The sequence below is a fragment of the Kribbella sp. NPDC051587 genome (genome assembly GCF_044453945.1).
Classification (GTDB): domain Bacteria; phylum Actinomycetota; class Actinomycetes; order Propionibacteriales; family Kribbellaceae; genus Kribbella.
Genome location: NZ_JBITDE010000002.1, coordinates 563,115 through 585,703 on the forward strand (window position 1 = coordinate 563,115; position 22,589 = coordinate 585,703).

Here is a 22,589-nt window from a genome sequence, read left to right on the forward strand (position 1 = left end):
TCGGGGGCGTGGGGCTCAGTGGGGTGCTGCTCAGCCCTTGAGGGCCAGATGCCACAGCGGCTTGTCGACGATCTTGGTGCAGGTCCACTTCCAGCCGTAGTACGGGTTGGACGGATTCTGGGTGATGTTCTTGCCGGCCTGGCTGCAGGCGCCGGGGCTCGGGTAATTGCCGCCGCTCACGACGGTGGCCGACGCGATGCCGGTGGTGGCGACGGAGACCGCCAGGACTCCGGCGGCGAGTGCACCGGTCAGCGCAGCAGACTTGCGGAACGTCGACATCGTGGCTCCTTCCTAGGGTCCGTCGGGGCGGCGGACCAGAACGTGATGACGCGCACAGGTTCGCCGAGCGCCCTCACCATCGGCTAACCGTTCGCTCACAACGTCACCGGCCGCATGTGCGGGCGATCACCGCCGACCAGGCGGAACCGGACCAGCTCGGCTGCCGGAATCACCAGCTCGTCACCCGCCAGCGACCGCCGCTCCGCCACCCAGTTGATCAGCTTCACGGGCTCGGGGATGTCGCCCGTGAAATGCAGCAGGTTCGAATACCAGATGTCACGCCGTCCGTGCGGCCGCTCGAACCACGCGTCCGGACCCAGCTCCTCCGTGAGCCGGTCCAGGTACTCGTCAGCCGCCGAGTCCACCGCCTCCACCGAAGCCATCACCGAACCCGCGGGCGTGTTCGCCGGCGGCGATCAGGGGTGCGGCCTGGTCGAAGAGCTCGTCGAACTTGATGGTGTGTCCTCCTCGGATCGGGTGCCGGCAGGTACGACGCCATCAGTGATTCAGAAGTTCTGGTGCTCCGATTGAGAACGAATTAGACATCCCGCTTCATGGACCGCAGGGCCTGCGCGTGGAAAGGATGGAGACCATGACTACACGTTTCGGATTGTTCGTGCCGCAGGGCTGGAAAATGGATCTGGCGCAGATCGCCGATCCGGTGGAGCAGTGGGAAGCGATGACCGCGGTGGCCAAGCGGGCCGACGAGCAGTCCTGGGACTCGATCTGGCTGTTCGACCACTTCCACACCGTGCCCGAGCCGAGTGACAACACGACGTTCGAGTGCTGGACGGCGACCGCCGCCCTCGCCCGCGACACCCAGCGGGTCAATATCGGCCAGATGGTCGGCTGCAACGGCTACCGCAACCCTGCCCTCTACGCGAAGATCGCCTCCACCGTCGACGTCGCCAGCCACGGCCGCCTGTACGCCGGGATCGGCGCCGGCTGGTACGAACACGAGTGGAAGGCCTACGGCTACGAGTGGCCGGACGTGAAGCCGCGGATGGCGGCCTTCCGCGAAGCCACCGAGATCATCCACCGGATGTGGACCGAGGACCGCCCGGTCGTCAACGGCAAGTACCACTCGATCGACGGCCCGATCAACCTCCCCAAGGGCGCCGGCAACAAGAAGCCCAGCCTCTGGATCGGTGGCGGCGGCCCCCAGGTCACGCTGAAGCTCGTGGCCCAGTACGGCGACGCCGCGAACATCGGTGGTGGCAACCCCGAGGTGATCCGCGAGAAGGTCGCCGTCCTGAAGGAGCACTGCGACAAGCTCGGCCGTGACTACGACTCGATCATCAAGTCGACCGGCATCAACGTCTTCCCGATCGACAAGGGCGACGACCCCAAACTCGCCACCGACAAGGCCCGCGGCCCGATCAACTGGGACCGCTTCTCCACCGAGAACAAGATCGAGACCGAGGACGAGATCGCCCTCCGCGTCGAGGCAGCCCTCGAGGCCGGCGCCGACTACGTCATCTTCTACATCCCCGGCGTCGCCTACGACCTCAACCTGGTCGACCGCGTCGAGCAGGTCGCCAAGCGCTTCGCGTAATGCGGTCCTGACCACTTTCGGTCATGGCGTGGACAGGACAGGGAGAGCGGCTGCGGGCGACCCCCGGCAGCTGAAAGCCTGCTGACGACGGCCTCGCGAGGGTCGGGGCGTCGGGAGGTCCCCCCTGTGAAATCCCGCCTGTTCCGCCTCGCGTCCGGCCTCACCGCGATGGTGCTCGCCAGTTCCCCGTTGCTGGCGAGCACCACCGCACAGGCCGCCGCGCCGCTCGCTACGGCCCAGCCCGGTACGACGCAGCCCGGTACGACGCAGCGTGTCACGCTCGTCACCGGCGACGTCGCCGAACTGAGTACCAGCTCCACCGGCCAGGTCTCGGCCCGGCTGGTCGGCGACGAGCCCTACTACTTCGGTTCCTTCGACGGGGACCTCAGCATCGTCCCCGCCTCGGCCTACCCGTTGCTCACCGAGAACCGGCTCGATCGCCGCCTGTTCAACCTCACCGAACTCGTTGCGCAGGGCTACGACGACAACGCCACGCCTGACCTGCCGCTGATCCTCACCACGCCGCGCAACACGATCGCGGCCGCGACCGTCCGTCGAACCCTGCCGAGTGTCGGTAGCACCGCGGTCACCGTGTCCAAGGCGAACGCCAAAGCCTTCTGGAAGACCGCGGTCACCAGCCGTTCCGCGCCGGCCAAGATCTGGCTCGACGGCCGCACCCACGCCATGCTCGACCGCTCCACCCGGCAGATCGGCGCACCGACCGCCTGGAAGTCCGGGTACGACGGCCGCGGGGTCAAGGTCGCCGTACTCGACACCGGTTACGACGCCGGCCACCCGGACCTCGCCCAGCAGGTGGTCGCAGCGGAGAGCTTCGTTCCCGGTGAGAGCGTGCAGGATCGGCACGGACACGGCACCCACACCGCCTCGACGGTGGCCGGCCTCGGTACGGCGTCCGCCGGCAAGCGGAAGGGGGTCGCGCCCGGCGCTGACCTGCTGATCGGCAAGGTGCTCGACGACGCCGGAAGCGGATCGGACTCCGAGGCGATCGCCGGCATGGAGTGGGCGGTCAAACAGGGCGCCAAGGTCGTCAGCATGAGCCTCGGCGGCTGGCCGTCGGACGGCACCGACCCGATGAGCCAGGCGGTCGACGAGCTTTCGAGGTCGAGCGGCGCGCTGTTCGTCATCGCAGCCGGCAACGCCGGTGCCGAGGAATCCGTCGGTAGTCCGGGGTCCGCGACCGAGGCACTGACCGTCGGTGCCGTCGACCGGGACGACCAGCTCGCGAACTTCTCCAGCCGTGGTCCGCGGCTCGGTGACGGCGCTCTCAAGCCCGAGGTCACCGCTCCCGGCGTCGAGATCGCCGCGGCCCGCGCCGCCGGTACGACGGAAGGTCACGTGCTCGACCAGTACTACACCGCGATGAGCGGCACCTCGATGGCGACACCGCATGTCGCCGGAGCCGCCGCGATCCTGGCTCAGCGGCACCCCGACTGGACCGGTTCGCAGCTCAAGGCGGCGTTGACGGCGACCGCCGTACCGACCAAGGGCGTCCGGCCCGATCAGCAGGGGCTGGGACGGATCGACATCCCGAAGGCACTCGACCCGCAGATCCTCCCGGACACCGGCAATCTGTTCTTCGGTACCGGGACCGCCCAGAAGGTTGCCTACCACAACAATTCGAAGCGGGCGGTGACTCTGGACCTGACCGTCGGCGCGACCTCGCCGGCCGGTGTCGCGGCGGCGATTGCGGTCCGTCCTTCGCGGCTCCTCGTTCCGGCCGGTGGTACGGCGTCGGTCACGGTCACGCTCGACCTCGCCAAGACCCGGGCGGCTAACTACGCCGGCGTGCTCACCGCGCGCGCCGGTGGTACGTCGTACCGGACTGGGGTTGGTTTTGCGGCGACCGGTCCACTGCACCAGGTGACCGTGAAGGCGATCGGGCGTGATGGTCAGCCGGCCACCACACGTGCGGGGGCCAGTGGCGTTCAGCTGTGGAACCAGGACACCGGTGGCGTCACCGCCGTCGCGTTCGACGCAACGGGAAGCCGGACCATCGGCGTACCGACCGGGCGGTATGCGGTGATGGCGTATGCGATGGGCGGCGACGAAGCCGACTGGACCAACTCGGTGACGTTGCTCGGCGATCCGGACGAGTGGATCGACGGCGATCGGTCTTACACCTTCGATGCGCGGACGGCGCACAAGGTGACGGTGAAGACGCCGCTCCGGGCCGATGCCCGCAGCGTCGGGATCGCCTGGCATCGCCAGGTCGGGCAGCGCGATGCGGTCTCCGGCTGGTCGTTCAGCGGACGGGTCGCCGACGGTGTCTATGTCCAGGACTTCGGAAAGGTTGCCCAGGGCACCTTTCAGGTCGTGCAGCGCTGGGATCTCGCGCAGCCCAAGCTGACCGCGGACGTGACCGGAGCCGGGCAGTCGTTCCGGCTGCCGACGCCTGACGAGGGTTCGGCGCGCAACGTCTTTGTCGGCAAGGCGAAACTGCCCCTCGCCGACGGCGGCGACGGTACGCCGGACGAGCTGGCCGGCGTGAAGGACAAGGTCGCGTTGATTCGCTGGCGCGGTTATGAGGAGACCCCGGCGCAGGTCCGGGCGGCCAAGGACGCCGGGGCGAAGGCCGTGTTCATGTACAACGAGGCGCCCGGCTGGTGGTCGACCTCAGCTGACGAGGGCATCCCGTTCTACCTGCTGCGCGCCGAGCAGGGGAAGCAGTTGCTCGACCTGTTGGGGAAGGGGCCGGTGACACTGCAGCTCAATGGCTTGCAGGACAGCACCTACCGGTACGACCTGGCGGTAGGGCCGTCGACGGTTCGCGGACCGCTCACCTTCGACATCGGCGCGATGCGGCCGGCGGTGGTCACGACCGCCTTCCAACGCAACGACGCCTGGTTCCTGCATACCGACCAGCGGATCGCCCACCTGCCCGGGATCGCCGCCGGCCTGACAGCAACGCGAGCGGTCACCGGCCCGGTCACCCGAACCGACTACCTGGCCACCGACCTGCGCGGCGTCACCTGGGAGGACAAGACCTCCGCGGGGGAGTGGAACGAGTCCGGCACCGAGTCCACGATCGCGCGCGGCTACCGGCCGGGCGAGCACGTGACACGCGGCTGGTGGGAACCGCTGATGCGCCCGGCCGTTCCCGCCGTCACCGGCGAGGAGCCCGAAGGCTGGCCGCCTGCCCGCTTCGAGAACGCCCTGCGGATCGCCATCCCGCAGTACGTCAACGGCGACCGCACCATCTACGGCTGGGCCGACCGCGGCGACACCACCTCGATGAAGCTCACCAGCAACGGCATCGACCTCGGCAACGCCACCTGGTCAGTGGCCCAGTTCGCCGTACCGGCCAAGCCGGCCTGGTACGACCTGACCCTGAACCAGCAGCGCGGCCCGACCAGTTGGGCCAAAACCTCCACCGCCACCCAGACCACCTGGCACTTCTACTCCCAACCCGCACGCGGCCGAGGCGTCCTGCCCCTCATCCAAGTCGACTACCAACGCCGAGGCGACCGCCTCGACCTCAAGCCCTCCTACCAACCCGGCTATCACGGCACCACCCGCTTCCACACCACCGCCGACATCTCGTACGACGGCAAAACCTGGCACCCCCTGACCCCCAACACCCACCTCAACCCAGGCCCCGCAGCCGCCCTCCGAGTCAAAGTCACCGACCACCAAGGCAACACCCTCACCCAATCAATCGAAAACCCCTGGTAGCAGTTCGAGGACGTGCGGACCGCCGCCACTCACCAAGTAGGGCTCCTCCCCGGAACTCACGCTCAGGGAGACGCCGCCGAGGCAGCTCAAAGGCAGTTGGTGAGTGCGGGCGGTCCGCCCCGAGCCGCGACGGAGGGGAGGGCGTGGTCAGGTCACGGGGGATATGACAGGGCGACGCCACGGAGCTGGGGGGGAGTAGCTCCGTGGCGTCGCCAGGCGCGCCTAGGGAGGGGTGGGGGCAGGCGCGCCGTCTGGGGTGGCGGGGGTCAGCCGCCGAGGATTCCGGTGCCTAGGACTCCGAGGAGGCCGAGGAGGGAGAGCAGGTTGCGGATGACCTGGTCGACTGCTTTGGTGCCGCCGGTCTGGTAGGCCGTGACGCACTTCTGCAGTTGGGACTGGGTCGGTTTGGTGATGGTGACCTTCTTCATCTCCGACTGGCAGTAGGTGGTTGCCTTGGACAGCTCGGTGACGGTGCTGCCGACGGTTCCGACGATCAGGCCGACTGCTGTTTGCAGGGTGGCCACTCCCGGGGCCGGCGGCTTCGGGGAAGTCGTCGGCGGCTTGGGTGACGGGGTGCCGGGCTGGGTCGGCTTGGAGGTCGGGGGCTTCGAGGTCGTCGGCTTGCTGGTCGGCGGCTTCGTGGTCCCCGGCGGGGTCTTGGTCGGGTTGGTGCCCGGCTTGCCCGGCTGCTGGACGGGACCGGTGGTCGGCGTGACCACGGGGTACGTCTCCTGGTCGCTCGCCTGCGGCAGGTTGTTGTCGGCCGGGGCGTCGATGGTCGGGTCGTTGACCTGGTCGCCGGCGCGGTCGATGCCCTGGTCGCCGTCCTCGGTGCCGTTGCCGACGGCGATCCAGCTGCCGGTCGCGTACGCCTTGGCGATGTTCATCACCAGGTTGGCGTAGTCGGTCGAGTGGTTGTAGCGCAGCAGGGCCTTGGTCAGGTCACCGGACTTGGCCATGTCGGTCTTGCCGGCGCAGAGGTACACACCGGTCGACATCGCGGCGTCGTCGATGTCCTGCGGGTTCCGCACGCCGTCGCCGTCACCGTCGACGCCCATCGCACGCCAGGTGCCCGGGATGAACTGCATCGGCCCGACCGCGCGGTCGAAGGCGCTGTCGCCGTCGTACGCACCGGCGTCGGTGTCGTTGATCTTGGCCGTCTTGGTGCCGTCCAGCCGGGGTCCGAAGATCCCTGGGACGGCGACGCCCTTGCTGTTCAGCATGCTGCCGCCGAAGCGGCCGTGGTTCGACTCGACCCGGCCGATCGCGGCCACCAGCGTCCATGGCAGGTGACAGGTCGGATCGGCCTCGCCCACCAGCTGCTGGGTCCGTGAGTAGGCCTTCAGGGCCGCCTTCGGAATGCCGTTACGGGACAGGCCGGACACCACCTGGTTGGCCGGCTCACCCGGATCGACACCGTGCCCCACCACGCCCGGCACCGGCACGTTGGCCGGGCCCGCGATCGGGGTGTTCGGTACGACGACCGAATCCTTACCTGACAGTCCTTGCTCCAGCGACGCCGTGGCGACCGCCGGATTGTCGGTCGCGCTGACGGTGAACGCGCTCGCGAACAACGCCAGTGGAATGAGCGGCGCGACTGACCGCCACCCGTTTCCCGTGGCGCGGCGCTTGCCCTTCGCCATCGATGATCCCCTCCGTGACTCATCGACCTGTCCAGCCCCACGCTGCGGACAGGTCATTTCGTCGGTGCCGGTAAAACCGTCGCACTGGGTACAACGTCCGCCCCGCTGCGTGGGTTACGCGCCGGACCTCGACCGTGTACGTGCAGTTACCGGGTACCCATACTGGCCCGTAACAACGCGCCTGTGAACCCCCTGGGTACCGTAATCCTGCCGCCCGCCCACCAGACGCACTGGTCTGTCGGGAAGAATGGCGGCCGTGCCCGACCACACAGAACAGTCCGCCGCGCTCTTCGACAGGGCTTCCGCCGTTACTCCCGGTGGCGTCAACTCTCCCGTCCGGGCGTTCCGCGCCGTGGGCGGCGTGCCGCGCTTCATGACCAGTGGTGACGGAAGTCACATCACCGACGTCGACGGCAATCGCTACCTCGACCTGGTCTGCTCCTGGGGACCGATGCTGCTCGGCCACGCGCACCCCGAGGTGACGGCCGCCGTCCAGACCGCGGTCGCCCGCGGGACGTCGTACGGGACTCCGACCGAGCCGGAGGTGCTGCTCGGTGAGGAGATCGTCGCGCGGACGCCGGTCGACAAGGTGCGGCTGGTCTCTTCCGGGACCGAGGCGACGATGTCCGCGCTCCGGCTGGCGCGTGGGTTCACCGGCCGGGCGAAGATCGTGAAGTTCGCCGGCTGCTACCACGGTCACGTCGACGCGCTGCTGGCTCAGGCCGGCTCCGGCGTGATCACACTCGGTATCCCCGGTACGCCGGGAGTCACCGAAGCGACCACCGCCGACACGATCGTGCTGCCGTACAACGACCAGGCCGCCGTCACCGAGGCGTTCGCCCAGTACGGCGACCAGATCGCGGCCGTGATCACCGAGGCCTCGCCCGGCAACATGGGCGTGGTCCCGCCCCGCGACAACTTCAACGCGTTCCTCGCCAAGACCTGCACCGACAACGGCGCGCTGTTCATCTCCGACGAGGTGATGACCGGATTCCGGATCACCAAGTCCGGCTGGTACGGCGTCGACGGCGTCCGGCCCGACCTGATGACGTTCGGCAAGGTGATGGGCGGTGGCTTCCCGGCCGCGGCCTTCGGTGGCCGGGCCGACGTCATGGCCCACCTGGCCCCCGAGGGCTCGGTCTACCAGGCCGGAACCCTGTCCGGGAACCCGATCGCGACCACCGCCGGTCTGACGACGTTGCGGCTGGCAACCGACGAGGTCTACGCCAAGCTGGACCGCACCTCACTGGCCATCCAGGGCCTGGTGAAGGCCGCGCTGGACAAGGAAGGTGTGCCGCACGTCATCCAGTCGGCCGGGAACCTCTTCAGTGTCTTCTTCGTGGAGTCTGAGGAGAATGCTGTGATCAAGAACTTCGGTGATGCCGGTGCACAGGTCCTGCCGAGGTTCGCGGCGTTCTTCCATGCCATGCTGGACGGCGGTGTGTACCTGCCGCCGAGCGCGTTCGAGGCGTGGTTCGTGAGCAGCGCCATCGACGACGACGGGCTGGCCGAACTCGAGTCCGCTCTCGCACCGGCGGCCGCCGCAGCAGCCGCCGTACAGAACTGAAGGGAACGTCCCGGTGACCGAAACGACGGTCGTGCACCTGATGCGTCACGGCGAGGTGCACAACCCGACCGGTGTGCTCTACGGCCGGATACCCGACTTCCACCTGTCCGAGCTCGGCCGCGCGATGGCCGACCGGGTCGCCGAGCACGTCAAGAACCGCGACGTCGTGCACCTGGTCAGCTCCCCGCTGGAGCGGGCCCAGGAGACGATGGAGCCGATCGCCGCGACGTTCGGGATCACCCCGGACATCGACGAGCGGGTGATCGAGGCGGCCAACCTGTTCGAGGGCAAGAAGTTCGGGGTCGGCGACGGTGCGCTGAAGAACCCGAGCGCCTGGTGGCTGCTGCGCAACCCGGTGAAGCCGTCCTGGGGTGAGCCGTACCAGCAGATCGTCCGGCGGATGCGGGACGCGATCGAGACCGCCCGGCAGAAGGCCGCCGGGCACGAGGCGCTGATCGTGTCGCACCAGCTGCCGATCTGGATCGTCCGGTCCGCGATCGAGGGCCGCCGGCTGTGGCACGACCCGCGCAAGCGGCAGTGCAGCCTGGCCAGCCTGACCTCGTTCACCTTCCACGGTGAGTCGATCGTCTCGGTCGGCTACTCCGAACCGGCCAAGGACCTGCTGCCGGTGAAGAACCCGAAGAAGTTCGTCGGCGGCGCATGATGCTGCGTCACCCATCGAAAAAGTTTGCCCGTACGGCGGCAGTCGTGGCCGGTGTGCTCCTGATCGCCGGGTGCTCGACCGGTCAGGACTCGGCGCAGAACCGGAAGGGCCAGTCCGGCTTCGTCAGCGGCACCGGCAACGTCTCGGTGTTCGCCAAGGCCGACCGCAAGCCGGCCCCGCCGCTGAGCGGCAACACCCTCGACGGCAAGAAGTGGACGCTGTCCGACCAGCTCGGCAAGGTCGTCGTCCTGAATGTCTGGGGCTCGTGGTGCCCGCCGTGCCGTCAGGAGGCGCCGGACTTCGTCAAGGCCGCCAACGAGCTCGGGCCGTCGGTGCAGTTCATCGGACTGAACACCCGCGACAACGACCCGGCGCCGGCCAAGCGGTTCCAGCAGGAGTTCAAGGTCCCGTACCCGAGTGTGTACGACCCGGCCGGCAAGGCGCTGCTGCGGTTCCGCGGCCAGATCTCGCCGAACGCGATCCCGACCACGCTCGTGATCGACAAGGACGGCAAGGTCGCGGCCCGCGCGATCGCGCCGATCACCAAGGACACGTTGCTCGGCATGGTCAAGGACGCTGGTTGAGCTGATGGGTCAGTGGTTCGCCGAGTCGATGACGGGCTCGATGCTGGTGGCACTGCCGATCGCGGTGCTGGCCGGTGCGATCTCGTTCTTCTCACCCTGTGTCGTCCCGCTGCTACCGGGCTACCTGTCCTACGTGACCGGGCTGTCCGCGGCCGAGCTGGGTTCGAAGCAGCGCGGCCGGATGCTGGCCGGTACGGCGCTCTTCGTGGCCGGGTTCTCGGCCGTGTTCATCCTGACCGGCGTGGTGTTCGGCAAGGCCGGTGACCTGCTCATCGACCACCAGGGCCTGATCACCAAGGTGCTCGGCGCGCTGACCGTCGTACTGGGTCTGATCTTTCTCGGCGGATTCGGCTTTATGCAAAAGGATCTGCGGGTGCACCGGGTGCCGGCTGTCGGGATCGCGGCCGCGCCACTGCTCGGCGTACTGTTCGGCTTCGGCTGGACGCCGTGTATCGGGCCGACGCTCGGCACCGTGATGACGCTGGCGGCGACCGAGGGCAGTGCCGGGCGGGGCGCGACGCTGGCGCTCGTGTTCAGCCTCGGGCTCGGGATCCCGTTCATCGTTGCTGCGTTGGCGTTCCGGCGGATGCTCGGCGCGGTCGCGTGGGTGCGCAAACACCAGTTGCTGGTGATCCGGATCGGTGGGGTCTTGATGATCGCCGTCGGTCTGCTGCTGTTGACAGGAGTGTGGGATGCGATGACCGCGGATCTGCGGCAGTGGGTCGCCAACTTCGGATCGGCGGTCTGAGGTGACCGAGGTCGAGGAACGGATCGCGGCGGGCTCCAGCCCGGACGGACGCCCGGAGTTGCCGGCGCTCGGTGTGAAGGGCTGGCTGCGCTGGGCCTGGCGGCAGCTCACCTCGATGAAGACCGCGCTGGTGCTGCTGTTCCTGCTCGCGCTGGGCGCGGTCCCTGGTTCGCTGGTCCCGCAGACCGGCGTCGACCCGATCAAGGTGGCCGATTTCCTCGAGGCCCACAAGAAGCTTGGCCCGCTCTACGACAAGCTCGGCCTCTTCGACGTCTACAAGTCGGCGTGGTTCTCGGCGATCTACCTGTTGCTGTTCATCTCGCTGATCGGCTGTGTGGTGCCGCGCCTCGGCGTGTACCTGAAGGCCGTCCGGTCCCGCCCGCCGAAGCCGCCGCGCAACCTGAATCGCTTGCAGGGTTACGAGAAGTTCACCGTCGAGGACGACGCTTCCGCCGTACTGGCGGCCGCGACCGCCGAGCTGCGCCGCCGCCGTTTCCGGATCGAGTCGTACGACGGTGCGATCGGCGCCGAGCGTGGTTATCTCCGCGAGGCCGGCAACCTGCTCTTCCACTTCTCCCTGATCGTCGCGCTGATCGGCGTCGCCTGGGGTTCGCTGTTCGGCTACAAGGGCAGCGTTCTGGTCGTCGTCGGCGGCGAGGGCTTCGCGAACTCGATCGCCCAGTACGACGACTTCACCTCCGGCGCGGCGTTCGACACCGAGAACGACCTGCCGCCGTTCGCGCTCACCGTGAACGACTTCAAGGCGACGTACCAGCAGGACGGACCGCAGAAGGGCGCGGCGCGGGAGTTCAACGCCGCCCTCACCTACCAGGCGACGCCCGACGGTCCGGAGAAGTCCTACGACCTGCAGGTCAATCACCCGCTCAAGCTCGACGGCAGCACGGTCTACCTGCTCGGGCACGGGTACGCGCCGAAGATCACGGTGAAGGACGGGACCGGCCAGGTCGCGTTCTCCGGCCCGGCGCCGTTCCTGCCGCAGGACGCCAACTTCTCGTCGTTCGGCGTGGTCAAGGCCCCGGACGCGCGGCCGGTGACACTCGGCTTCGAAGGCTTCTTCCTGCCGAGCGCGGTGATCGACGACCTCGGTCCGCGCTCGATCTTCCCCGACGTCCTGAACCCGGCGCTGGTGATGACGGCGTACTACGGCCGCCCGCAGCCGGAGACCGGGAAGCCGGAATCGGTCTACCAGCTGGACAAGTCGAAGCTCACCCAGTTCGAGAAGGACGGCGACAAGCTGCGCTTCCAGCTCAAACCCGGTGACAGCCTGACGCTGCCCGACAAGGCCGGCTCGATCACCTTCGACGGCTATACCCAATGGGTGAAGCTGCAGGTCAGCCACACTCCGGGCCTGTACGTCGCCCTGGCCGGGGTGCTGTTGATGATCCTGGGCCTGATGGCCTCGCTGTTCATCCACCCGCGGCGTACCTGGGTTCGGGTCCGCACCGAGGACGGGCGTACCGTGGTCGAGGTCGCCGGCCTGGACCGGGGACCGGAGCGTGCCCTCGGCGACGAGATCGAAGCCATCGGCAAGGTCATCAAGAAGCAGGAGCAGGTATGAATTCGTCCACGCTGGCGTCGGTGTCGAATCTCTTGATCCCGACCGCGACCGTCGTCTACGCCATCGCCCTGCTGGCGCACACGGCCGAATGGGCCGCGGGGCTGAAGGTGACCCGCAAGGCGGACCAGAAGGTCCTGGTCGGAGCCGGTGGTCCCGAGGTTCCGGTCGAGCCCGAGGTCGAGGAGACTCCGTCGGTGCGGGCCGAGCAGGCCAGCCGGATCGGTGTCCTGCTGACGATCCTCGCCTTCGCGCTGCACGCGGCCGGCGTACTGACTCGCGGTCTCGCTGCTGGGCGGGTGCCGTGGGGCAACATGTACGAGTTCTCGATCACGGCCTCGCTGGCCGTCGCCGCGGTCTACCTGGTACTGCTCAAGCGCCAGCGGCTGCAGTGGCTGGGGCTCGGGGTCACGTTCGTGATCGCCGGCACGCTCGGCCTCGCCGTACTGGCTTTCTATGTTCCTGCTGGTGATCTGCTGCCGTCGCTGCACTCGTACTGGCTGGTCATTCACGTGTCGGCCGCCGCGATCGCCGGTGGTGGATTCACCATTGGTGGCCTGGCGTCCGTGCTCTACCTGATCAAGGCCCGGGCCGAGCGTCGCGCGACCGAGGACAAGCCGATGCCGGCCGCACTGCGCCGCGTCCCTTCCGCCTCGGCGATCGACGCGGTCGCCTACAAGGTGCACGCCTTCGCCTTCCCGCTCTGGACCTTCGGTGTTCTCGTCGCCGGACCGATCTGGGCGTACTACGCCTGGGGCCGCGCCTGGGGCTGGGATCCCAAGGAGGTCTGGTCGCTGGTGACCTGGGTCGTGTACGCCGGTTATCTGCACGCGCGCGCGACGGCGGGCTGGCGGGGTCGCCGGGCCGCGTGGGTCGCGATCGTCGGCTGGTTCGTGTTCCTGTTCAACTTCATCGGCGTGAACCTGCTGCTGTCCGGTTTCCATGCCTACTCGGGGCTGTGAGATGAAAGAGTTCGCCGTCTACACCGGTCTGCGGGCCGGCCTGTTCGCGATCTGCTTCGCGATCCTCTACTTCCCGCTGAAGAGCCAGCTGGGCGTCTTCCCGCTGCTACTGGTCGCGCTGATCATCTCTTCGATCCTGTCGATCTTCGTCCTGCGCGCCTGGCGGGACCGGCTTGCCGGGAAGATCGAGCACCGCGCCGGCCAGATGACCCAGCGCATCGAGCAGGCCCGGACCGCCGAGGACGACTGACCCTTCGAGTTGCCGTCAAACCCCGCTTCGACCGATCCGGTCGGGGCGGGGTTTTTCGTCGTACCAGCTGGTCGACTGGTACGCAGAGTGACCTAGCTCACCTGAGGAATCTTCAGAAAATCCTTTGTGCATTCGTTCACATAAGGCGTAGCTTGGGTGATGAAACGAAACCGTTTCGTTCTATCAGCAACCGAACGCTTACCCAGGGTGATCATGATCGATGCAGTCGGAGCGCGGCAGCGGCCGCGCGTCGAGGGTGGCCGCGAGGAGGAGATCCTCGATGCGACCGTGGCGGTGGTGGCCGAGCTCGGCTACGACCGGCTGACCATGGACGCGGTGGCGACGGCGGCGAAGGCCAGCAAGGCCACGCTGTACCGGCGCTGGTCGACCAAGGCCGACCTGGTCGTCGACGCGATCAGCCGGACCAAGGGCTGCCCGATCCCGGAGGACGTCGACACCGGCAGCCTGCGGGGTGACCTGATCGCCATGTCGTGTGGTGAGGGCGGGTTCACCGACGAGCTACCGATGTCGGTGATCGCCGGGCTGGTGACGGCGCTGCACCGCGACCCCGACCTGCAGAAGGCGTTCCGGGAGCGGTTCCTGGCGCCGCGGCAGGACATCACCGCCGGCGTCTACCACCGGGCGGTCGCCCGCGGCGAGATCGGGCCCGGCGTCGACATCGAGATGCTCTCGATGACGCTGCCGGCCGTGATCGTGCACCAGGCCTACATCCTCGGCGAACAGCCGACCGAAGAACTGATCCTCCGAGTGATCGACAACATCATCCTGCCTGCGGCGCGGGGGTCGCAGGCAAGCTGACCGGCGAGGGGCTGGTCGGCGCATCCGCACGGCAATGCGCAAAAGGGGAACATTCATGTCCGAAGACGTCGTGAAGGGCGATCGCCCGGTCGACACAGGGACCGAGCCGGCTGGGCACGGTCACCGCAATCTAGGCATCGCGCTGGCGTTGATCAGCATGGCGCAGCTGATGGTGGTGCTGGACGGCACCGTCGTCAACATCGCCCTGCCGCACATCAAGGACGCACTGGGCTTCACCGACGCCACGCTCACCTGGGTGGTCAACGCGTACGCGCTGGCCTTCGGTGGTCTGCTGCTGCTCGGTGGCCGGATGGGCGACATCCTCGGCCGCCGCAAGGTGTTCGTGTTCGGTGTCGTGCTGTTCGGGGTGGCGTCGTTCGTCGGCGGTATCGCGCAGAGCGAGGGCGTGCTGCTGGCCAGCCGGATCCTGCAGGGTGTCGCGGCGGCCGCTGCCTCACCGAACGCCCTGGCACTCATCACCACGACCTTCCCGGCCGGTAAAGAGCGCAACCGCGCGATGGCCGTGTACGCCGCGATGTCCGGGGCCGGTGCCGCTGTCGGCCTGATCCTGGGTGGCGCGCTGACCGAGCTGTCGTGGCGCTGGACCTTCTTCATCAACACGCCGATCGGCCTGATCGTCGCCGTACTGGCCTTCCGTTACCTGGGCGAGTCGGCCCGCCAGAAGGGCAAGTTCGACCTGCCGGGTGCGATCACCGGCACCGTCGGTCTCACCTCGCTGGTCTACGGTCTGACCCGCGCCGGCTCCAAGGGCTGGGGCGACACCTGGACGCTGAGCTTCATCGGCGCCGGTCTGCTGCTGCTCGCCGTGTTCCTGTTCATCGAGGCTCGCTCGCGGCACGCGCTGATGCCGTTCCGGATCCTCGCGAACCGGACCCGTGGCGTCAGCTTCTTCGTGATGCTGATCGTCGGTGCGGCGATGTTCTCGATGTTCTACTTCCTGGGCATCTTCGTGCAGATGATCATGGGCTACAGCGCGATCGTGACCGGTCTGGCCTTCCTGCCCTTCAGTGTCGGGATCGTGGCCGCCGCCCAGCTCGCCTCGGTGCTGATCGCCCGGATGGACCCGCGCTGGATCTCCGGTGCCGGTGGGCTGTTCGTCGCGGCCGGGATGTTCGGCTTCAGCCGGCTCGAGGTGACCTCGTCGTACGCGCCGGATCTGCTGCCCTACATCCTGCTGCTGTCCTTCGGGATGGGCCTGATCTTCGTCCCGCTCACGCTGACCGCGGTCAGCGGCGTCGCGAACGAGGACTCGGGGGTGGGTTCCGCCGTACTGAACACCGTCCAGCAGATCGGTGGTGCGATCGGCCTGGCGCTGCTCGGCACGGTCTCCACCAACGCCATCAAGGACAAGTTCACCGAGCTCGCCCCGGGCCTGCAGAAGGCCGCCGAGGCCGGACAGTCGCCGGAGCAGCTCGGCCAGCTGAAGGACCAGTTCACCGCGGTGGCCACCACGCACGGATTCACCCGGGCGTTCCTCTGGTCGACCTTCCTGGCCCTCGGATCGGCGATCATTACCCTGATCGGTCTGTCGGTCAAGCACAAGGACCTCGCCACCGACAGCAGCGCGCCGGTGCACATCGGCTGATCGCCGCAAGCTGAAAGGCCCGCTTCCCGGGAGGGGGGAAGCGGGCCTTTCTCTGTGTCTACAGGGCCTTCTGCATGATCGTCTCGCGCAGGACGCGGTCCCCGTCGACCTCTTCCAGGCTGCCGGTCGCGACGTACCCGTGCCGTTCGTAGAGGCCGATCGCCTTTTCGTTGCCTTCAGCAACCGTCAGCTCAAGCGTGTGCGCGCCGGCCGCCCGAGCTCCCTCCTCGACCCAGCTCATCAACAGGTCGCCGACACCCTTCCCGCGACCGGCCGGCGCCACCCACATCGAGATCAGCCCGACCACGCCGTCCGCCTCCGCGGGAACGCCGGTCGCCATCCCCACCGCCGTACCGTCGCTAGCGGCCATCGCGTTCCGCGCCCCCGGCATCTCGAGCCGAGCACGCCACTTCTCCTCCGGCGCATCCACCCAGTCGGCCAGCTTCGACCCGAACGCGTACGGCGCCTCCGCGAGCGCCGCCAACCGCAGCTCCCGCCAAACCCTCCAGTCGTCCGAGCCCAGCTCAACAATCTCCATCACCCGCCCAGCATCTCCCGCCACCCCCCTCACCGCACCCCGTTTCCCACCGCCCGCCCCCTCCCCAGGCCCGGCCCCTCCCGCCGCCCGGCCCCCCAAGGCCCAGCCCCTCCAAGGCCCGGCCCCTCCCAGAGCTCACTGCTGCCCACCGCCCTCCCACCTGGCCCCCGCCTCCCCTCGCGCAATTTCAGGGGATCTCCCCTCAAGTGGTCGCTTCTCCGGTCGAAATACGAGGGGAGAACCGGCAACTTGAAGGGATATCCGCTCAGATTGCCCGCGGGGCGAGACGGTTCGGGTGGGCGGGTCAGGCGGGTTTGGGGCGGCGGGTGGTGAGTGGGGGAGTCAGTAGAACGGGGTGTTCGCGATCGCGAACACCCCGTCGCTGAACGCCTCGAGGCGGCTGGTCTTCAGCAACCCGTCGGCGGCCTGGTTCACCGCGGTGGGCGCAGCTTGTCCGAGACCCAGTCGCGGACGCCGCCGAGGCCGTCGCCGAGGTCACGCAGGAGCTTGGCGAGCGGGTCTTGCGAGCGGGCGAAGGCATCGCCGTACGACTTGGCGGCGTTCTTGGCCTCCTGCGACATCGAGGCGCTGTCGTCGTCCTGGCGCTTGGGGTAGTCGCCGGAGACGATCGTCGTGTACTCGCCCTCGTCGACCCAGCGACGCAGCTCGTGCGCGCGAATGACGGCGAGCGGGTGCGACTGCGCCTCCAGGAGCAGCAGCTTCAGCACGCTGTCGCGCAGGTCGCCGGAGCTCTCGTACTCCGTGCCCTGGGCGAGGAAGGTGGTGGTGTCGAGCTCGCCGAGCTGACCACCGCTGGCCAGCTTCATCTGCACGCGCAACGCAACAGCAGGATCCTGTACGGCGAGGAGCCCGGCGCGGTCACCGGACAGCTCGGCCTTGCGGGACCACTCGTGGAGCGCGGCGATGATCGCCCGGATGCCCAGGGCGCCGATCGGCATCCAGTTCATCGCACCGGTCAGGCGCATCAGCCAGAACAGCAGCGACTGGTACAGCGCGTGCCCGCTCTGGGCGTGGCCGAGCTCGTGACCGAGGACGAACCGCAGCTCCTCCTCGTCGAGGCCCTGCATCAAGGCGCTGTTCACGACGATGATCGGCTTGTCCAGGCCGATCGTGAACGCGTTCCAGATCGGGCTGTTGGTGATGTAGAGCTCGGGCAGCTGCCGGACGTCGAGGGTGGTGCCGGCCTCGGTGTAGAGCCGGTGCACGGTCGGGAACTGCCGCTCGTCGACCCGGATCGCCGACCCGAGGAACTGCAGCCGGACGGCGCGCTCGTCGATCAGCCCGGAGATCTTCCGCAGGACGAAGTCGAACCCCTTGAGCTGCCGCAGCGCCACCAGCGCACCGCGGTCCGCCGGGTGCTCCCACGCGCGCGAACTGATGTCGGTCAGCGTCACCCGCGGTCGCGTCGGCCGCTCGCCGTTCTCAGTCATTGTTCCCCCACAGGTCGGTTGGTGTGTCCCAAGGTAGCCCGATCCGAGGGTCTGACCGAGTTTGGCCGGATTGCTGGTTCGTGCAATCCGCACCGGTCACGCTGGAAGCCAGCACTCTCCAACCGCCCCTGGAGGACTTCATGATCCGTCCTGCCCTCGTCGCGGCCGCCGCCCTGGCCGCTCTGACCCTGGCGCCCCTCGCGCCGGCCGGTGCCGCTGGCGCCGCCGTACCGGATGAGACCGCCCCTGCTCCGCAGAGCTACATGGCCCAGCGGGCCGCCCTGCAGACCGGAAAGGCCGCCTCGACCATGTCGACGCTGGCGCGGCCGCTGCTCCGCGTCCCGTTCCGGTGTGGCGAGAACTGGTCCGGTGCGAGCCGCTCCGGCCACAGCCCGTCGTACTACGCCGTCGACCTCAACTGGGGTTCCGGCACCGCCGACCTCGGCAAGCCCGTCATCGCCAGTGACTCCGGCACCGTGGTGCGGTCCGCGTACGACGCCGGCGGGTACGGCAACTACATCGAGCTCGCGCACGGCGACGGCTGGCACACCCTGTACGCGCACCTGCAGAGCCGCGGGGTCGCGGTCAACGACCACGTCGCCGTCAACCAGCAGATCGGCCGCGTCGGAGACACCGGCAACGTGACCGGACCCCACCTGCACTACGAACAGATCCACGACGGTGCCGTGGTCCCCGCCCTGTTCGGCACCAGCACCTGGGTCGCCTACCCGGGCCCGGCGACGTACAGCCGCGCACGCGACTGCTGACTCGCTGACCCAGGCGCGGAATACCCATTTCTTGACGGAGCACCTAACCTGCTGCGCATGAGTGACAGCGGTATGTGTCGTGAGGTGGATCGTCGGGACGAGAAGGCCCGCGCCTGGGTGTCCGAGGCGGTTCGTATCGTCGAGGCGGATGCGAACCGCAGTGCGGACACGCATCTGCATGTGTTCCCGATGCCGGCCGTCACCGGTGTGGACCTGTATCTGAAGGACGAGTCCGTCCACCCGACCGGTTCGCTCAAGCACCGGCTGGCGCGGTCGCTGTTCCTGTACGCGCTGTGCAACGGGTGGATCAGCGAGGGCACGCCGGTGATCGAGGCGTCCAGTGGGTCCACCGCGGTCAGCGAGGCGTACTTCGCCCGGCTGCTCGGGCTCCCGTTCGTCGCGGTGATGCCGGCGTCGACCAGCCCGGAGAAGATCGAGCTGATCGAGTTCTACGGCGGCCGCTGCCACTTCGTGGAGCGCTCCGGGCAGATCTACGCCGAGGCCAAGCGGCTCGCCGAGGAGACCGGCGGCCACTACATGGACCAGTTCACCTACGCCGAGCGCGCCACCGACTGGCGCGGCAACAACAACATCGCCGAGTCGATCTTCAGCCAGCTCGCGCTCGAACAGCACCCGGTCCCGACCTGGATCGTCGTCGGCGCCGGCACCGGCGGTACGTCGGCCACCATCGGCCGCTACGTCCGCTACCAGCGCCACGACACCTCGATCGCCGTCGTCGACCCGGAGAACTCCTCGTTCTTCCCCGCCTTCGAGTCCGGCGACAACGACTTCGCCACCGGCCGCCCCTCCCGGATCGAAGGCATCGGCCGCCCCCGCGTCGAACCCTCCTTCATCCTCGGCGTCGTCGACCGCATGATCGCCATCCCCGACGCCGCCTCGATCGCGGCCATGCAGTTCTGCTCCCGAGTCACCGGCCGCCTGGTCGGCGGCTCCACCGGAACCAACCTCTGGGGCTCCCTCCGCCTGGCCGCCGAAATGCGCCGTACCGGCGTCCGCGGCAGCGTCGTCACCCTGCTCTGCGACAGCGGCGAACGCTACGGCAACACCTACTACGACGAAGCCTGGCTCCGCACCAGCAACATCGACATCACCCCCTACCTGGCCACCCTCGAAACCTTCGCCACCACCGGCGAATGGAGCGAACCCCACTAGACCTCCCGGGTCCTCCGCGCTTTGTGTGCATCTGCTGCCATAGAGCGGCAGTAGCTCACCGCAAAGGCGGCCACTCCCCGCCTCGCACCAGGTCACGCGACCACCGAGGGCGGACCGCACGAGAGTGTCCTTTAGGTGAGGCGGGCGGTGATGTCGTCGACGAGTTTGTTGAGGAGGCGGGTCAGGTCGGTTCGGTCCTGCGTGGGCCAGTCGGCGATGACTTCGCGGAACCAGCCGAAGATGGTGGCGGTGTAGGCGCGGGCCGCTTCGGCGCCGGTGGGGGTGGGCTCGATCAGGCTGACGCGTTTGTCGTTCGGGTCGGCGACGCGTTGGACGAGACCGCGCTGCTCGAGGGCCTGGACCTGGCGCGTGACGTGGGGACCGACGACCTGCATCCGGTCGGCGATCTCGCCGATCCGCATCGGGGCCTCGGTGGTGGCGAGCGTCATCAGGATCGTCATGGCCGGGCGGTCCAGGTTCAGGCCGGTCGCTTCGGTGGCCTCCTGAACCAGGCGGCCGCGGCCGAGGGCAGTGCTGATCTGGCCCAGCCGGGGGAGTACGTCGAGCAGGTCGTCGTCACCGGACATTGATTACCTAACTTAGGTATGTATATGCTGAAGGAGATCGATACCTAAAGTACCTATCTTTCTCGGAGGATGCATCATGACTCGCAGTGTGCTGATCTCCGGTGCCAGCATCGCCGGCCCGGCCCTCGCCTACTGGCTCGACCGGTACGGCTTCGACGTCACCGTGGTGGAGAGGAACGACGGCGTCCGTGGTGGCGGCTATCCGATCGACATCCGCGGTACGGCGCGGGAGGTGGTCGACCGGATGGGGCTGCTGCCGCAGCTGACCAAGGCGCACGTCGCCACCGAGGGCATCTCCTTCGTGGAGCCGGACGGGGAGCTGATCGCCACGGTCAGCAACGACGCGTTGACCGGCGGAACCGAAGGCGTCGACCTGGAGGTCCGGCGGGGTGATCTGACCGACGCTCTCTACGCACCGATCCGCGACCGGGTGACGTTCCGGTTCGCTGACTCGATCGCCCAGCTCGACGATCGTGGCGACCGCGTCGACGTGGTCTTCGCCAGTGGTGACGAGCGGACCTATGACCTGGTCATCGGCGCCGACGGCCTGCACTCGAACACACGCCGGCTGGTCTTCGGTCCCGAGGAGGAGTTCCACCGCTACATCGGGTACGCGTTCGCCGGCTTCACCCTGCCCAACACCTTCGGCCTCAGCCACGAAGGCGTGATCTGGAACAAGCCCGGTCGCGCCGCCGTGTTGTATGCCACCAATCCTGAGCAGCCCGTGCACGGCTTCCTCAACTTCGAGCTGGAGGAGCCGCCGTACGACGCCTTCCGCAACCCGGAGGCTCAGCGGGAGCTGGTGGCGTCGACCTTCCCGGAGACGGACTGGTACGTGCCGCGGCTCGTGGAAGCCATGAAGGAAGCGGATGACCTGTTCTTCGACGTGGTCAGCCAGATCCACATGCCGACCTGGTCGAAGGGCCGGGTCGCGCTGGTCGGGGACGCGGCCTACGCGACCTCGTTCATGTCCGGGCAGGGGTCGAGTGTCGCGCTGGTCGGGGCGTACGTCCTCGCGGGCGAGCTGGCCACGCACGCTGATCACACCGAGGCCTTCACAGCGTTCGAGCGCCGGATCCGGACCTTCGTCGAGCAGAACCAGGCGCTGGTCGACAAGGGCCGCAGTGGGCTGACTCCTGGGACTCAGGAGCTGATCGACGCGCGCAATGCGGCGCTGCGCAGCGGTGCGATGTCGAACGACGAGCTGGCCGAGGCCAAGAGTGCGCTGGACCTGCCGGACTACGAGGCGATGAAGAGCCCGATGGTGAGTCCGACGGCGTAGACGAGCTCCGTCAGGCCAGTGCCTTGCAGCACTGGGATGAGGGCCGGGCCGACCGCGTCGCTGAGCACAGTGCGGGTCGCCTTGATCGCCAGCGGTACGGCGATGAACGCGACCAGCGTCCACGGGGTCGCCAGCGCCGACACGGCGGCCAGGATGAACGCCAGCGCGATCAGCCCGGCGTACAGCTTCCGTGAGTTCGCAGCGCCCAGTACGACGGCCAGGGTGCGCTTGCCGGTGACGGTGTCGGTGGGGATGTCGCGCAGGTTGTTGGCGACCAGCAGGGCGCAGGCGATCGCGCCGACCGACACTGCGCCGGCCACTGCGACCCAGCTGAGCTTCTCGGCCTGGACGAACGTCGTACCGAGCACTGCGACCAGTCCGAAGAACAGGAAGACGCTGACCTCGCCCAGCGCGCGGTAGCCGTAGGGGCGCTTGCCGCCGGTGTAGAACCACGCTCCGAGGAGTGCGGCCGCACCGGCGACCAGCAGCCACCAGCTGGAGGTGGCGGACAACACAATGCCCAGTACGGCGCCTACGCCGAAGCAGGTGAACGCTGCGGTCTTCACCTGTCCCGGAGTGGCGACCTTGGAGCCCACCAGGCGCAGTGGGCCGACCCGGACCTCGTCCGTACCGCGGATGCCGTCGCTGTAGTCGTTGGCGTAGTTGACGCCGATCTGCAGGGCCAGGGCGACGCCCAGGGCCAGCAGGGCCTTCCACCAGACGAAGGCGTCCAGGTACGCCGCAGCGCCCGTTCCGACCAGGACGGGGGCGACGGCGGCGGGGAGTGTGCGGGGTCGCGCGCCTTCGATCCACTGCGCAGGGGTGGCCATGGACAGGGATTCTTT

General features: G+C 68.3%; 21 protein-coding genes. 14 read left to right on the forward strand and 7 right to left on the reverse strand.

Annotated features, from left to right (window positions below; all coding sequences use genetic code 11):
* Positions 1-30: 30 nt before the first annotated feature.
* Both ACIA49_RS08925 and ACIA49_RS08930 read right to left on the reverse strand, forming a co-directional pair.
* Entirely contained in the window at positions 31-279 is a 249-nt protein-coding gene (locus ACIA49_RS08925; RefSeq protein ID WP_396376560.1) for a hypothetical protein, read from the reverse strand.
* Positions 280-374: 95 nt separating this feature from the next.
* Positions 375-662 (reverse strand): hypothetical protein, encoded by a 288-nt coding sequence (locus ACIA49_RS08930; RefSeq protein WP_396376561.1) that lies wholly within the window; start codon positions 660-662, stop codon positions 375-377.
* Positions 663-871: 209 nt separating this feature from the next.
* Here ACIA49_RS08930 and ACIA49_RS08935 point away from each other — a divergent pair, with 209 nt between their 5' ends.
* Positions 872-1,834, forward strand: coding sequence for an LLM class F420-dependent oxidoreductase (locus ACIA49_RS08935; RefSeq protein WP_396376562.1), 963 nt, complete (start codon positions 872-874; stop codon positions 1,832-1,834).
* Between the two features lie 126 nt (positions 1,835-1,960).
* Entirely contained in the window at positions 1,961-5,527 is a 3,567-nt protein-coding gene (locus ACIA49_RS08940; RefSeq protein ID WP_396376563.1) for a S8 family serine peptidase, read from the forward strand.
* 266 nt (positions 5,528-5,793) lie between these two features.
* Here the strand turns inward: ACIA49_RS08940 and ACIA49_RS08945 are convergent, their stop codons facing one another.
* Positions 5,794-7,170 (reverse strand): lytic transglycosylase domain-containing protein, encoded by a 1,377-nt coding sequence (locus tag ACIA49_RS08945; protein ID WP_396376565.1) that lies wholly within the window; start codon positions 7,168-7,170, stop codon positions 5,794-5,796.
* 247 nt (positions 7,171-7,417) lie between these two features.
* Here ACIA49_RS08945 and hemL point away from each other — a divergent pair, with 247 nt between their 5' ends.
* From hemL to ACIA49_RS08990, 9 genes are all read left to right on the forward strand, one after another.
* Entirely contained in the window at positions 7,418-8,737 is a 1,320-nt protein-coding gene (hemL, locus tag ACIA49_RS08950; RefSeq protein WP_396376567.1) for a glutamate-1-semialdehyde 2,1-aminomutase, read from the forward strand.
* 40 nt (positions 8,738-8,777) lie between these two features.
* Positions 8,778-9,401: a histidine phosphatase family protein gene (locus ACIA49_RS08955; RefSeq protein WP_396377177.1), complete on the forward strand. Its 624-nt coding sequence runs from the start codon at positions 8,778-8,780 to the stop codon at positions 9,399-9,401.
* 44 nt (positions 9,402-9,445) lie between these two features.
* Positions 9,446-9,985, forward strand: a complete 540-nt coding sequence (locus tag ACIA49_RS08960; protein WP_396376568.1) for a TlpA family protein disulfide reductase — start codon at positions 9,446-9,448, stop codon at positions 9,983-9,985.
* 4 nt (positions 9,986-9,989) lie between these two features.
* On the forward strand, positions 9,990-10,733 hold the full coding sequence (locus ACIA49_RS08965) for a cytochrome c biogenesis CcdA family protein (protein ID WP_396376569.1): 744 nt from the start codon (positions 9,990-9,992) through the stop codon (positions 10,731-10,733).
* Position 10,734: 1 nt separating this feature from the next.
* A complete protein-coding gene (locus ACIA49_RS08970) occupies positions 10,735-12,312 on the forward strand; it encodes a cytochrome c biogenesis protein ResB (RefSeq protein WP_396376570.1) in 1,578 nt (525 codons plus the stop codon).
* A 20-nt stretch (positions 12,313-12,332) separates the two neighbouring features.
* On the forward strand, positions 12,333-13,271 hold the full coding sequence (ccsB, locus tag ACIA49_RS08975) for a c-type cytochrome biogenesis protein CcsB (RefSeq protein WP_396376571.1): 939 nt from the start codon (positions 12,333-12,335) through the stop codon (positions 13,269-13,271).
* A gap of 1 nt (position 13,272) precedes the next feature.
* On the forward strand, positions 13,273-13,521 hold the full coding sequence (locus tag ACIA49_RS08980; RefSeq protein WP_396376572.1) for a DUF4229 domain-containing protein: 249 nt from the start codon (positions 13,273-13,275) through the stop codon (positions 13,519-13,521).
* 213 nt (positions 13,522-13,734) lie between these two features.
* Positions 13,735-14,340: a TetR-like C-terminal domain-containing protein gene (locus ACIA49_RS08985; protein ID WP_396376573.1), complete on the forward strand. Its 606-nt coding sequence runs from the start codon at positions 13,735-13,737 to the stop codon at positions 14,338-14,340.
* Positions 14,341-14,395: 55 nt separating this feature from the next.
* Positions 14,396-15,946, forward strand: coding sequence for an MFS transporter (locus ACIA49_RS08990; RefSeq protein WP_396376574.1), 1,551 nt, complete (start codon positions 14,396-14,398; stop codon positions 15,944-15,946).
* 58 nt (positions 15,947-16,004) lie between these two features.
* On the opposite strand, the gene ACIA49_RS08995 is transcribed toward ACIA49_RS08990, so the two are convergent.
* A complete protein-coding gene (locus tag ACIA49_RS08995) occupies positions 16,005-16,484 on the reverse strand; it encodes a GNAT family N-acetyltransferase (RefSeq protein WP_396377178.1) in 480 nt (159 codons plus the stop codon).
* Between the two features lie 431 nt (positions 16,485-16,915).
* Positions 16,916-17,935 (reverse strand): M48 family metallopeptidase, encoded by a 1,020-nt coding sequence (locus tag ACIA49_RS09000; RefSeq protein ID WP_396376575.1) that lies wholly within the window; start codon positions 17,933-17,935, stop codon positions 16,916-16,918.
* Between the two features lie 140 nt (positions 17,936-18,075).
* On the opposite strand from ACIA49_RS09000, the gene ACIA49_RS09005 reads away from it, so the two are divergent.
* Together ACIA49_RS09005 and ACIA49_RS09010 are read left to right on the forward strand one after the other, a co-directional pair.
* On the forward strand, positions 18,076-18,702 hold the full coding sequence (locus tag ACIA49_RS09005) for a M23 family metallopeptidase (RefSeq protein WP_396376576.1): 627 nt from the start codon (positions 18,076-18,078) through the stop codon (positions 18,700-18,702).
* 57 nt (positions 18,703-18,759) lie between these two features.
* Positions 18,760-19,875, forward strand: coding sequence for a PLP-dependent cysteine synthase family protein (locus ACIA49_RS09010; RefSeq protein WP_396376577.1), 1,116 nt, complete (start codon positions 18,760-18,762; stop codon positions 19,873-19,875).
* A 131-nt stretch (positions 19,876-20,006) separates the two neighbouring features.
* On the opposite strand, the gene ACIA49_RS09015 is transcribed toward ACIA49_RS09010, so the two are convergent.
* Complete coding sequence (locus ACIA49_RS09015; RefSeq protein WP_396376578.1) at positions 20,007-20,462, reverse strand: MarR family winged helix-turn-helix transcriptional regulator; 456 nt, start codon at positions 20,460-20,462, stop codon at positions 20,007-20,009.
* Between the two features lie 76 nt (positions 20,463-20,538).
* Here ACIA49_RS09015 and ACIA49_RS09020 point away from each other — a divergent pair, with 76 nt between their 5' ends.
* Positions 20,539-21,744: an FAD-dependent monooxygenase gene (locus ACIA49_RS09020; protein WP_396376579.1), complete on the forward strand. Its 1,206-nt coding sequence runs from the start codon at positions 20,539-20,541 to the stop codon at positions 21,742-21,744.
* Here the strand turns inward: ACIA49_RS09020 and ACIA49_RS09025 are convergent.
* Positions 21,702-22,574 (reverse strand): 1,4-dihydroxy-2-naphthoate polyprenyltransferase, encoded by an 873-nt coding sequence (locus ACIA49_RS09025; RefSeq protein WP_396376580.1) that lies wholly within the window; start codon positions 22,572-22,574, stop codon positions 21,702-21,704. The two genes, ACIA49_RS09020 and ACIA49_RS09025, sit on opposite strands and share 43 nt — an antisense overlap.
* Between the last annotated feature and the right edge of the window lie 15 nt (positions 22,575-22,589).

Coding starts and splice junctions, on each gene's coding strand:
- ACIA49_RS09020 (WP_396376579.1), top strand. CDS start 20,539: ATGACTCGCAGTGTGCTGATCTCCGGTGCCAGCATCGCCGGCCCGGCC.
- ACIA49_RS08980 (WP_396376572.1), top strand. CDS start 13,273: ATGAAAGAGTTCGCCGTCTACACCGGTCTGCGGGCCGGCCTGTTCGCG.
- ACIA49_RS08990 (WP_396376574.1), top strand. CDS start 14,396: ATGTCCGAAGACGTCGTGAAGGGCGATCGCCCGGTCGACACAGGGACC.
- ACIA49_RS08995 (WP_396377178.1), bottom strand. CDS start 16,484: ATGGAGATTGTTGAGCTGGGCTCGGACGACTGGAGGGTTTGGCGGGAG.
- ACIA49_RS08985 (WP_396376573.1), top strand. CDS start 13,735: ATGATCGATGCAGTCGGAGCGCGGCAGCGGCCGCGCGTCGAGGGTGGC.
- ACIA49_RS08935 (WP_396376562.1), top strand. CDS start 872: ATGACTACACGTTTCGGATTGTTCGTGCCGCAGGGCTGGAAAATGGAT.
- hemL (WP_396376567.1), top strand. CDS start 7,418: ATGGCGGCCGTGCCCGACCACACAGAACAGTCCGCCGCGCTCTTCGAC.
- ACIA49_RS08955 (WP_396377177.1), top strand. CDS start 8,778: ATGCGTCACGGCGAGGTGCACAACCCGACCGGTGTGCTCTACGGCCGG.
- ACIA49_RS08930 (WP_396376561.1), bottom strand. CDS start 662: ATGGCTTCGGTGGAGGCGGTGGACTCGGCGGCTGACGAGTACCTGGAC.
- ACIA49_RS09005 (WP_396376576.1), top strand. CDS start 18,076: ATGATCCGTCCTGCCCTCGTCGCGGCCGCCGCCCTGGCCGCTCTGACC.
- ACIA49_RS08965 (WP_396376569.1), top strand. CDS start 9,990: ATGGGTCAGTGGTTCGCCGAGTCGATGACGGGCTCGATGCTGGTGGCA.
- ACIA49_RS09010 (WP_396376577.1), top strand. CDS start 18,760: ATGAGTGACAGCGGTATGTGTCGTGAGGTGGATCGTCGGGACGAGAAG.
- ACIA49_RS09025 (WP_396376580.1), bottom strand. CDS start 22,574: ATGGCCACCCCTGCGCAGTGGATCGAAGGCGCGCGACCCCGCACACTC.
- ACIA49_RS08925 (WP_396376560.1), bottom strand. CDS start 279: ATGTCGACGTTCCGCAAGTCTGCTGCGCTGACCGGTGCACTCGCCGCC.
- ACIA49_RS09000 (WP_396376575.1), bottom strand. CDS start 17,935: ATGACTGAGAACGGCGAGCGGCCGACGCGACCGCGGGTGACGCTGACC.
- ACIA49_RS09015 (WP_396376578.1), bottom strand. CDS start 20,462: ATGTCCGGTGACGACGACCTGCTCGACGTACTCCCCCGGCTGGGCCAG.
- ACIA49_RS08945 (WP_396376565.1), bottom strand. CDS start 7,170: ATGGCGAAGGGCAAGCGCCGCGCCACGGGAAACGGGTGGCGGTCAGTC.